Annotated in this window: 11 protein-coding genes; all 11 read right to left on the bottom strand. The window is 39.6% G+C overall.

The window, feature by feature from the left end; translation table 11 throughout:
* Window positions 1-1761: glycoside hydrolase family 127 protein (locus J7K93_07495; protein ID MCD6116842.1), on the bottom strand; the 1761-nt coding region annotated here is incomplete at its 3' end.
* A 103-nt stretch (window positions 1762-1864) separates the two neighbouring features.
* Complete coding sequence (locus J7K93_07490) at window positions 1865-2365, bottom strand: hypothetical protein (protein MCD6116841.1); 501 nt, start codon at window positions 2363-2365, stop codon at window positions 1865-1867.
* 204 nt (window positions 2366-2569) lie between these two features.
* On the bottom strand, window positions 2570-4597 hold the full coding sequence (locus J7K93_07485; GenBank protein ID MCD6116840.1) for a S9 family peptidase: 2028 nt from the start codon (window positions 4595-4597) through the stop codon (window positions 2570-2572).
* Between the two features lie 127 nt (window positions 4598-4724).
* Window positions 4725-5579 carry an energy-coupling factor transporter ATPase gene (locus J7K93_07480; GenBank protein ID MCD6116839.1) on the bottom strand — a complete coding sequence of 285 codons (855 nt, stop codon included), beginning with the start codon at window positions 5577-5579 and terminating at the stop codon, window positions 4725-4727.
* The gene (locus tag J7K93_07475; protein ID MCD6116838.1) at window positions 5563-6345 is read right to left on the bottom strand and encodes an ATP-binding cassette domain-containing protein; all 783 of its coding nucleotides are present in this window, start codon (window positions 6343-6345) and stop codon (window positions 5563-5565) included. Before J7K93_07475 ends, J7K93_07480 begins: the two co-directional genes overlap by 17 nt.
* Window positions 6338-7639, bottom strand: coding sequence for a 3-deoxy-D-manno-octulosonic acid transferase (locus J7K93_07470; GenBank protein ID MCD6116837.1), 1302 nt, complete (start codon window positions 7637-7639; stop codon window positions 6338-6340). Before J7K93_07470 ends, J7K93_07475 begins: the two co-directional genes overlap by 8 nt.
* Entirely contained in the window at window positions 7640-8680 is a 1041-nt protein-coding gene (gene waaF, locus J7K93_07465) for a lipopolysaccharide heptosyltransferase II (GenBank protein MCD6116836.1), read from the bottom strand. It abuts the gene before it with no gap.
* Complete coding sequence (locus J7K93_07460; protein MCD6116835.1) at window positions 8680-9612, bottom strand: SDR family oxidoreductase; 933 nt, start codon at window positions 9610-9612, stop codon at window positions 8680-8682. The genes waaF and J7K93_07460 overlap by 1 nt, the downstream gene beginning before the upstream one ends.
* Before the next feature lie 2 nt (window positions 9613-9614).
* Window positions 9615-10640 carry an FAD:protein FMN transferase gene (locus tag J7K93_07455; GenBank protein ID MCD6116834.1) on the bottom strand — a complete coding sequence of 342 codons (1026 nt, stop codon included), beginning with the start codon at window positions 10638-10640 and terminating at the stop codon, window positions 9615-9617.
* Complete coding sequence (locus J7K93_07450) at window positions 10637-11602, bottom strand: polyprenyl synthetase family protein (GenBank protein MCD6116833.1); 966 nt, start codon at window positions 11600-11602, stop codon at window positions 10637-10639. Before J7K93_07450 ends, J7K93_07455 begins: the two co-directional genes overlap by 4 nt.
* 152 nt (window positions 11603-11754) lie before the next feature.
* A partial coding sequence (locus J7K93_07445; protein ID MCD6116832.1) for an STAS domain-containing protein occupies window positions 11755-11996 on the bottom strand: 242 nt, incomplete at its 5' end.

Genomic DNA, 11996 nt, shown 5'->3' with positions numbered 1-11996 from the left:
GGGAAAAACTTCGTATGCAGGCCATTTATCAGTGCCTCCGTAACGAACCCAGTTTTCATCTATTTTCAATGAATAACTCAGAGGCCCCCTGTTTACTGAGACAGAATTTTTATTTTTCTTCCATGTTTTTACTGTTACTTTCATTGGAAAGGCTAATTTAATTTGATCACCATCTTTCCACCTATCTTCAATTTTTATCCAGCCCGAAGATTGATTGTTTAAGGAAATTTTTCTATTATTAATTTTCAGGTGTACTTCAGATGCCCACCCGGGGATTCGAAAATAGATAGGAAACTTGGCTTTTTTTCTTAGGGACAATTTAAAATAAACGGATTCATCAAATGGATAATTTGTTTTTTCCTGAATTGTAGCTTTTTCACCCTCTGCGACCTTGGCAGACACAGTATTTGGGGCGTAAAATACTACAGCTAATCCATTATCACGAGTAGCCATCCAAAGCCTTTCTGCGTAAAATGGCCACCCAAAAGAGACATTGTGCTGGCAGCACCGATACTTCCACGGATTAAAGGACAGCATATTTCCTCCATTTTCAAGAATGGGTGCTTTACTTTTTCTGTCTAACTGAACCATATTCGGTGCAGTAAGATAATGCAGTCCTTTCAAATCAGGTGTCATTGATGCAGGAAGAGAGTTAAAAGCAACATTCTCACAATGATCTGCCCATTTGGTATTGCCTGTAATCCTGAGCATCATTTCATCACTATGCATAAATTCTACCATTGTGCATGTCTCTGCAGCCTGTCTTGGACCTGTATGTCCTTCCCTGGCATTTTCATCTGCTGCAAACATGCCTCCCGGCACATTACCATACACATCCATAAATGCATGTAAATTACGTTCGGAGGCGTCTACGTATCGCTGATCATGTATCTGTTGATAAAACTCAGCAGGTTCACGAAATCCCTGAGACAGATTAACGCCATGCCAGGTTGGAATTCCACCAGCCCAGTCAGCGGTCTGATCATGATTTACAATTGCCAGTTCAAGCAGCCAATCTAAACCAGTCTGGTTATAGAGCCATAAAATGTGGTCCAGATTATCTCCTCCGCGCCACTTTTGCCATGTTCCCGGAAGAAAATTTTCAAGGGGAATCGTTTTCATCCATTTAAAATAGTTTGTCATCAGATTTATTACTCTTTCATCGCTGGTTGCATCATAATAAGACCGCAGCACATAAAGCATAACCATGTTGGGCCATATATCGTTTTTCGTCGTAAAGGAAACCTGAGCCTTCTCCCAGTTATCACGAGGCCCAAAGTATCCGTCAGCCCCCTGACTGGACAGTACACCTTCTACCCACTGTTTCGATTCGTTAATAATTCTTTCGTTATTCAGGATATAACCCAATTCAATGTACCCTCTCAACCAGTAAGGCACCTCTTCCCAACCGTTTTTCCCTCGTCCGTCCGGACTAACCCAGGCATTATCTTTAATTTTACAGTATTTACTTATTTCACTCAAATGTCCGGTAAATCCATTTGCCATTAATTCCAACTGATGACGAATCCATCCCTCGGGTTGTACAGCACCAATAGGTAATTTGATAAGAGGGTTAGGTAAAAGTGGTTGTCTATTCCCGGCGTAAAAACTACTTTTACAATCTTTGGGCGGCTCTTGAACCACTTTTACTCCTGCATTCAACTGATTATAAAATGTCACTGAAAATAAAACAGAAATTAAAATCAATGGAAACGCTAAAAATAAACGGGATTTGTTATAAAAACGATCATCTGCTTTCATTTTGCCATCCTCCAAAATTTTTCATCATTTAAGAACAATGTTTGCCTGTCATTCCAATTATTATTCAGGTATTACCTTTTTAACAAGAACCTTACATCTTTCTCTATATACTTTTCGCTGTTTTTTGGAAAACCATAGTTTCTGACCAGCATTGATGACCGCATACACCGGAAGGTTTATAATTTTCTCCATTTAGCACTTCTTCAATATATCCTTTGGGCCAGAATCTATAATTTAACAGGTTATTCATAACATGAGAATAACCCTGCAAATACTGTCCATGATTATATTCAGCAAGTGCTGCCCAGCCAGTAAAAAGAGGCCATACACTGCCAACATGATAACCGCGTGGATGAAACATAGGGCTGTCTTCCCGTAAGATTCGTACTCCCCAGTCTGATAAAAATTGCTGTTTCCCGAATTCTTGAACCATAGGTATAACTTTATCCTCATCAATTAAATTAAAATAAAGGGATACTGCAGGCAACACTGTTTCTTCAGGATTAAATGTATCATCAGGCAGTTTACCGTAATACAGAAATTTCTTTTGACTGTTACAGAATTCTGTGTTTATTATATTTCGTACGATATTGAATTCCTTCATGTAATACTCTGGTTAATTTATAAGGAACTCATTTGTTTTGGCAAATTCAGCACAAAGTATACCCTCGCCGAAAGCACCATTCCTTTTAAAGTCCGTATCACCTAATCATCTGCTCGTTATTTTTAATTTCTTTTGTTCGTTGCTAATAATTAGTTTTTTTTATTCGCAGGGGCATCACGCCCCTGCGATAAAATAATTACTACACTACTTGCACCATTTGTCAAGCCATTCAATAACTGTATTATGCCACAAAATGGAATTGTGAGGCTTCTGTACCCAATGGCACTCATCGGGAAAATACAGAAACTTGCTTGGAATTTCCCGTCTTTGAAGAGCATTAAAAGTAGCTACACCCTGATCAAGTACAACACGGTAGTCTCTCTGTCCGTGAATAACAAGCATGGGAGTTTTCCAGTTTTTAACAAAATTTACCGGATTATGCTTCTGATATCCTATAGGGTTATTCCACGGTGTACCTTTATGATCCCATTCGGGAAACCACAGCTCTTCTGTTGCATAGTATGCGAACAGCTCATCAAGATTGCCGTCGTGGTTTACAAGGCAGCGGAACCGATCAGGCCAGTTTCCCTCAATCCAGTTAATCATGAATCCGCCGAATGATGCTCCGAGAGCACCAACCCTGCTGCCATCCATCCACTTATATTTTTTAAGTGCTGCAGCAAGTCCTTTCTTTAAATCAACAAGAGGCTTCCCTCCCCAGTCGCCGCGGATCGAATCACAGAACTTCTGCCCGTATCCTGTTGATCCGTGAAAATCGACCATAACAGCAGCATAACCTGCACCTGCGTATGCCTGAGGATTCCATCTGTAATGGAAATGATTTCCGAATGATCCCTGAGGGCCTCCGTGAATTAGAAAAGCTACGGGATATTTTCTTTTTGGATTAAAATCAGCAGGCTTTACAACATAGCAGTACACTGTCTGATTATTCCATCCCTTAAAAGTAAACTGCTCATACTCACCCATACGTGCTGCTGCTACATTCTTCTTGTTTATGTATGTTATTTGTTTAAGATCCGAACCGTCCGGCATTACGGAATAAATCTCTACCGGAGATTTAAGATTGTCAAGGCCGAATATTATTTTATCATTTGCAGCTGATGGAGAACCTATGTTTCCCTCTTTGACTATTGTACGTACCTTGCCTGTAGTAACATCAATTGCAAAAAGAGATTTTTGGCCGAGATTGGAAGCTGTTGCAAAAACAGTCTTATCATCAGCAGACCAGGAGATAGATGACGGAGACCTGTCCCATTCTTTTGTAAGCACTCTCTTTTTCCCATCAGGCCAGGTTTTGAGGATTATATTAAATTTATCAGATTCGTACCCGGGCCTGGACATTGCAAGATATGCCAGTGTTTTGCCGTCATGTGAAAACACAGGAGCTGTATCCCAGGCCTTGTTTTTCTTTGTTAAATTTACCGGTTTTTCAGATCCGTCAACCGGTACGTAAAAAAGGTCATAGTTTGTAGACCATGGTTCTTCTCTGCCAGCATTAGAAGCAGTAAAAACAAGCCCCTTACCGTCAGGTGTAAATGTAATTTCTTCCGGCCCGCCAAAAGGTTTCGAAGGTGTATCAGTATCCATGCCTTCCATTAAATCAATAAGGTCAATTGATTTTTCTTCTTCTGTACTCAATACAAAAAGATGCGATCTGCGGCCGTCCATCCATGTATTCCAATGCCGTATAAAAACTTTATCAAAAATTACACCTGATGCCTTGCTGTTTTCCTTTGCATCCAGCACTTTTCTTGTGCAGCCGGGGCAGGGTTTATCCGGAAACACCTCCATTGTAAAAGCAATCTTTCCGCACTTTGAGGCGACAATTAAATTTCCTACATCAAGAGGCAGGTCAGTTATCTGCTCGGCTTCTCCTCCGCTGACTTTGATTTTCCATATTTGTGCAGATCCTGAGCGGGTTGAGATAAACCATATTGTTTTCCCACATGCAGACCAGCGGGGGTTGTAATCTGAAGCCGGATTAGTCGTAAGCCTCATCAACCCTTTGCCGTCAGTATCGGCAAGCCACAAATCTGTTCTTCCCCTGTCAGCATCAAGGTCTGTTGTTCTCAGTACAAAAACCATCTTGTCTCCATTGGGAGAAACCTGCACATCGGATACTCTCTGCATTGCCAGCATATCATGCACTGAAAACGGATGGGTATCATTTCCGCCTGCAGCAACTGCAATTGAAATAAATAAAAACTGCATTACAACTGCAATAATTATTAACGGGACATTTCTCATAACAACCTCCTTTAATATTTTTTTCTCTACATGAGCTTTTTATTTTATCCTGGATTTCTCAACTTCATCCTGAGCTTGTCTACGGATGCACTCACCTGCCCTTTTTTATAGCCCTGACTATCTCTGCCTTAGCGTCACTGACTGTAAAAACCATTGGATTAACACCTAAACCATTTTCTTTAAGACTGATCATATATTTATAAACCTCAGGCAGAGTAAGCCCTGCATTTTTAATAAGTTCGGAATCTTCAAACAGAGTTTCTTTTACCCCTTCAAATATTTTTCTGCCTTTTTCCAACACTATTATTTTCTCTGCAATCCTGCTTATAATATCCATATTATGAGAAACAAATATTACTGTTTTCCCGTTTTTTTTATATTCAAGCATTATATTTTCTACTGTCTTCGCAGACAAAGGGTCAAGCCCGACTGTAGGCTCATCCATAACAAGTATCTGAGGTTTCATTGCCAGGATACTTGCAATTGCAACACGCCTCTTTTCCCCCCCGCTCAATACAAACGGCGATCTTGATCTGTATTTTTCAAAATCAAGGCCCACAGCATTTATTGCATTTATAACACTCTGTTCAACCTCATCCTTGTCAAGCCCCTGATTCCCGGGGCCGAATGCAACTTCATCAAACACTTTCTCTTCAAAAAATTGGTACTCGGGAAATTGAAAAACAATACCAACTTTTTTTCTTACTTCAGTAATGTTGCTGCTATTATCGAATATATCCTTATCATCTATAAAAATTTTTCCCGATTGAGGCTGCAGGAGTCCGTTAAAATGCTGAATCAGTGTTGTCTTTCCTGAACCTGCTGCCCCTGCAATGGCAGTAATTTTCCCTGCGGGTATTTCAAGGGATATATCGGTCAGGGCATCAAAATCAAGACTTATCATAGATCTATATGTAAAAAAAAGATTTTCAGATCTGATATTCACTCTGAACCTCTTTGAGAAACAGATCCAATTCCACACTTGCCGGTATATCAAGCCCAAGAGAACGCATAATATTAAAATCACTGAAAACATCAACCGGTTTACCGGAAAGCACAAGTTCACCTTCATTTAATACTATCAGCCTGTCAAACCTCAATGCCTCCTCCGGAAACTGAGTTACAAGCAGGATTCCCATATTACCCTCATCCGCCTGATCAAGAATAAAGGAGAGTACTTCCTCTCTTCCGGCAGGATCAAGAAGAGATGTAGGTTCATCAAGAATCAGATAGTCAGGCTTCATTACCCAGACTGACGCAAGGGCCAGCCTCTGTCTCTCGCCCCCTGATAAAAGGTGCGGAGGCCTGTTTATATGCTCTTCGAGATGAAACATTTTAAGTGCCTCTTTTATCCTCTTTCTCATTTCATCTCTTTCAAGGCCAATGTTTTCCATGCCGAAAGCAAGTTCGCGTTCCACGGTTGTTGTAACAATCTGATTATCCGGATTCTGGAAAACCATACCCACTTTACGTCTTACCTCATAAAGTGTATCGGAAAAATTTAACGGGATGCCGTCAACTTCAACTTCACCGCCGGAAGGTATGAGAAGGCCGTTTATACATCGGATAAAAGTGGTCTTGCCTGACCCGTTTGCTCCCATAAGAGCAACTTTCTCCCCCTTTTGAAGAGTAAAAGATATTTTTTTCAGATTAAATAATTCTTTTCCTCCTGCTGTTGTATATGAGAATGTAAGGTCTTTTATATTAATCATTGTTTTTGAGACAGTTCTTTATATGGGCAACTATTCTCTCTGTTGCTCCGAGGTTCTCTCTTACCAATAGTCCTGCTTTGTCCCCTTTTGAAAGCCCTGAGCTCCCAGAGCTGAAGAAATCGGTAAACACAGCTTCAATCTCCCTGTCATCTCTTACTACAATTCCGCCTCCTTTTTCGAGGAGTCTTTCCGCTTCAAAGGAGTTTGTATATTTCGGCCCGAAAAGCACAAGTTTGCCGAATGCAGCAGGCTCCAAAACACTGTGCACTCCCGGAGCAAAGCCCCCGCCCACAAATGTAATATCTGCAAGAGAGTAAAGGCTTGCTAAAATGCCCACTGTGTCTACAATCAAAACATCAAAATCACCGCTTCCGTTTTTATTTAGTTCGGAAAATCGTACATGTTTTATTCCTATACTGTCAAGCAGGGATTGAAGCTGAAATATATGCTCTTCAGTCGGTTCGTGAGGCACAAGCACAACCCAAAATTTAATATCTCTTTTAAATACAGCATATAGTGCAGGGATTAGTTCTCTTTCATCAGAAGGCCATGTTGAACCTGCAACAAAGCATCTTCGGCCGTGCATAATTTTGCGCAGATTCTCGACATCAGCTTCTGCAGATTCCGCTCTTTTTACAACCTGATCGTATCTTGTATCCCCTGCAACAAATACTTTATCAGGCTCATGCAACGAACTATCCATGAACTCTTTTGCTTCCGGAGATATAGTAAGAATGAATTTAAAATATTTATAAAAAGGCATGAAAAAACTCTTGATAAGGAAATTTCCTGTTAATACAGCAGGCCGGATAGAGGCATTGACGAGAACAACAGGTATTGACTTTTCCTGAAGGCACCATAAATGGTTGGGCCATAAATCATACTTTATCATTAATGCCATATCAGGCTTTACAATATCAATAAACTTTTTTGCTTTAAAACAGGAATCAAAAGGAATATATGTTAATATATCAGCTTTATCATATTCTTTTGTATGTTCATAACCTGAAGGAGAAAAAAAAGTTACTATAATAAAACTATTTGGAAAATCTTCTTTAAGTTTGCCAATAATCGGCTTTGCCTGTTCAAATTCACCCATGGAACTGTTGTGAATCCAGAAACGGGGAGAATTTGATTCGAAACGGGCCAAATCTCTATCCAATTTTTTCAATAATCCTTTTCTGCCCAGAACACCCTTCCGAACTTTTTTATTCCATATTTGCAGAATATTAAACGTAATCCACATTAGAGGCACAACACATAAATTATAAATCAGAAACCAAATAATCTGCATTTAAGCACCTGTTATTAAATTTTCGGCTGCTTCAATTACCATATCTGCTGTGATATCATTCATGCATCTGAAATGCTGCTCAGAGCATTTCGCCGTACCATGGAATGAACAAGGCCTGCACTTAAGGGGGATTTGAACAACCTGAGAAATCCCTCTGAACGGAAAGAATCCCAGCTCTTTTGTTGTAGGCCCGAAGATTGCCACAACCGGTGTATTAAGAGCACCTGCCATATGCATAACTCCGGTATCGTTACTTATAAGCAGTCGGCATATTGACATAAATGCAGCAGTTTCGGATAAATTTGTTTTACCGCAGAAGTTAATTGCTTTTTCGCCAGTAAGGCTGCATACAGCTTTACAAATATCTTTATCCTCTTCCCCCCCGATTATCGCAACATCATAGCCCAATCTTATAAAATGCTTTCCTACTTCGGCAAACCCTTTTATATTCCATCGTTTAGTAGCTCTTCCTGCTCCGGGGGCAAGTACGATCATATTAAAAGGATAAATAATGCCTGCTTCTTCTAAAAGACTGCTAACCCTCTTCTTTGATTCTTCGGAGATATTAAGTTCCGCACCTTTACCGTCATCCTTCAATGAACCTTCATCTAAAGCATCAAGGAACCTTAAAGGAATGCTCTTGTTGTTCCGGTAAATATCTTTTTTAAATTTAACAAGCACAAAACGCCGGAACCTTCTTGTTTTGTACTTTCTTTTCTTTTTTGCACCGGACAAAATCATAATCAGGCTGCTCTTAAAATTCCGCTGCAAATCAAATACAACATCATACCTGTTTTTGCGCAATCCGAAAATTAACTTCACAAAATCCAGAAATCTTTCAGGAACAGTAATAATGCTGCTTATATTCTGATTCCCCTCTAAAAGAGGAGAAAACTTTAGTTTTACAATAAAATCAACTTGAGCATCAGGGATCTCTTTTTTTAATATTCGCAGAAACGGGGTCGTCAGGATTACATCGCCCATTGCGCTGAATCTTATAACAAGTATTTTTTTATGAGGCTTGACACTGCCGCGAGACATTATCTGATCCGATCTTTAAACCATTCTATTGTTTTTCCAAGCCCCTCTTCAAATTCGACCTGAGCCTTCCACTCGAGATACTTTTTTGCTCTTGTTAAATCAGGCTGTCTTACTTTGGGATCATTTACCGGAAGTTCCTTGAATTCAATTTTACTTTTACTTCCGGTCAATCTGATAATATTTTCTGCAAGGTCAAGAATCGATCTTTCATCAGGATTGCCAATATTAACAGGGTCATGCATATCTGACAATAAAAGTCTGTAGATTCCCTCTACAAGATCACTTACATAACAGAAACTCCTGGTCTGGCTGCCGTCGCCAAATACAGTAATCGGCTCTCCCCTCAATGCCTGAGGAACCATTGTAGGTATTGCACGCCCGTCCTCAGGCCTCATTCTCGGTCCGTAAGTATTGAAAATTCGTACAATACGTGTTTCTACACCGTGAAATCTGTGATATGCCATGACAAGAGCTTCTGCAAAACGTTTTGCCTCGTCATACACTCCTCTCGGGCCAACAGGATTGACATTCCCCCAGTAAGTTTCCGGCTGCGGATGAATTTTGGGATCTCCGTATACCTCTGATGTAGAAGCCAGCAGAAATGTCGCCTTCTTCTGCAATGCAAGCCCAAGAGCTTTGTGCGTTCCGAGAGAGCCTACTTTTAATGTCTGTATAGGAAATTCCAGATAATCTCTGGGGCTTGCAGGTGAAGCAAAATGAAGTATGTAATCAACAGGTCCCTTTATGTAGATATAATTAGTAACATCGTGTTTTATAAACGTAAACTTCTCACTTTTGATATGTGCAATATTATCTATTGATCCTGTAATAAGGTTGTCCACTGCAATAACTTCATGTCCCTTATTAAGAAGAAAATCACAAAGATGGGAGCCCAAAAAACCTGCTCCGCCGGTAACCAATACCCGGGCCATTTTTACCTCCCTGTTTCAATTATTGAATAATTGTCTTTAATTCCGGAAGTTGCAGATGTCTTCAGCACTCCCTTGTCTTCATACATAATTATTCCTTCAACCCCCTGTTTTTTTTCAATAAATTCCAATCCACGCTTATGCCCCATTACGAAAACGGCTGTTGCAAGGGCATCGGCATTCATACCTGTATCAGTAATTATTGTAACACTTACACAACCCCTCGCTGGAAAACCTGTAAAGGGGTTTAGAATGTGGTGGTACCTTACTCCGTTATACATAAAATATCTTTCATAATCCCCTGATGTTGCGATACTTTTTGCGTCTGTATATATTACTCCGGATAGGCCGCTTTTTTTTCTTGGATTTATAATGCCGATTTTCCATTTTTCTTTTTCGGGATTTTTACCAAATATCCTTAAATCTCCGCCCGCATCAACTATACCTGCCTTGACTCCGTTCTCTTCTAAACTCTTGACAGCAGCATCTATAATATAGCCTTTTGCAACGCCTCCCAGATCTATACTCATCCCCCTCTTTTCCAAAAATACAGTATCACCTGCAATTGAAATATTTCTAAAATTAACAAACTTCAGCAGTCTTTTAATATTCTCTTTTGAGGGAACTTTCGGGTCTGGCTGTTCAAATGGCCATATATTTTTAACTGCCCCTATTGTGATATCAAAAAATCCATCTGTTTGTTCAGATATCTCAATTGATCTCTTTAAAATATTCAGAACCGATTTGTGCACAATCATTCCGTGTATACCAGAACTGCCGTTTAATTTACATACATCACTCGTATCAATATGTGAAGATGTCTCATCTTCAAGCATTTTCATAATTTCAAATGCTGAGTCGATAGCTTTTCTAATTCGATTTTCAGGCCCGGGGCTGTCGTATACTGCCACTCTCACCACTGTATCCATTAGAAGCCTTGTATCTTCAACCGGGAAATGTACTTTGTTTCTATTACAGCTTATAGAAATAATCAGGCACAGAAATATAATTTTGAATATATTTTTTCTCATACAATTCTCGTTAGCGCCCCATCTGTTAATGAATACAATGCCTTCCTATAATTTGAATCAGGAAATTTGTCAAGAATATTTAATGTTTGTTTCAGAAGCTCGGATGCTTTTTCCTGTGATTTTTCTATACCGCCGGATTCTACTACAAAATCATATACAAAATTTATCTTATCCCGGTCTCCGCTCCGGATAAATTCAATCAGCTGTTTCTGCTTCTCTTTTGCAAGCGTTCTATAAGTATAGATTAACGGCAGTGTTATAGACCCGTTCATAAGGTCTTTTCTTACCTCTTTGCCTGTTTCATCTTCAGTGCCTGTATAATCAAGTACATCATCCCGGATTTGAAACACCATTCCATAAATCATTCCGAGAGAAGCAAGGAGGTTTTGATATTCCTTGTCAGCACCTGCAATTATACCGCCTAACAAGCATGCAGATTCAAACAGGCCGGCAGTTTTCAACTGAATTGTATTAAAATATTCATCCTCTTCCGGCACAGTAATGCTGCGTTTGAGAGACTGGGAGAGTTCCTCCCTTGCCATTTCAAAAACAACATTTGAAGTTACATCAAGGACTTCAGGCCATTTTGACTGCAGGCCTATTTTAAGTATTTTAGCAAGAAGGAAATCCCCTAAAAGAACTGAACTCTGCCTCGACCAGCGCCTGTGAGCAGATTCCCTGCCCCTTCTCTTTTCTCCGTTATCAACAACATCATCATGAATAATTGTAGCATTATGAAGTAATTCAAGAATAACAGCAACATGAATGCTGCTTTGATCCGGTTTACCTATAAGGCCCTGGCTTAAAAAGAAAAGAATCGGACGAATTGTCTTGCCGGTATCCTCTTGTAAATAATTCAATAACTCCCCGACAAGCGGGTCTTCATCTGTAAGGGCTTTATTATACTCTTTTTTAAACAGAAAAAGTTCTTCTTTTATTACATTCCTGCTGATAGAGTTCATTAATTTTTTTCCTAAATACATAAGTTTAAAAGTAAGAAAAAGTTACAGCATTGTCAAGTTCAACTTGGCAGGGATTAAGCTGAAATAAATAAAAAAGGGCAGTGTTACACTGCCCTTTGGGAATATTTAATATCATTATATATAATTTATTTTTAGAATGAATCAACCGCTTCTTCAACACTGTCATAAGTTTCAAATAGTGTAATTAATTTGGTAATCATAAAAAGGCTCTTTACCTTTTCAGTTACTCCGCAGAGCCGCAATTCGCCGGATCCATTCTTGATTGAAGTCAGACATCCCATCATTGTACCGAGGCCGGAGCTATTCATCCATTTAACTTTAGACAGATCAATAACGAATTTCTTCTTGCCCTGCTCAACCAATTTCTTAACTT

It is taken from the genome of bacterium (assembly GCA_021158245.1).
GTDB lineage: Bacteria > Zhuqueibacterota > QNDG01 > QNDG01 > QNDG01 > QNDG01.
The sequence above is the reverse complement of the archived record's forward strand: the minus strand, read 5'-3'. Positions and strand labels throughout refer to the sequence as shown.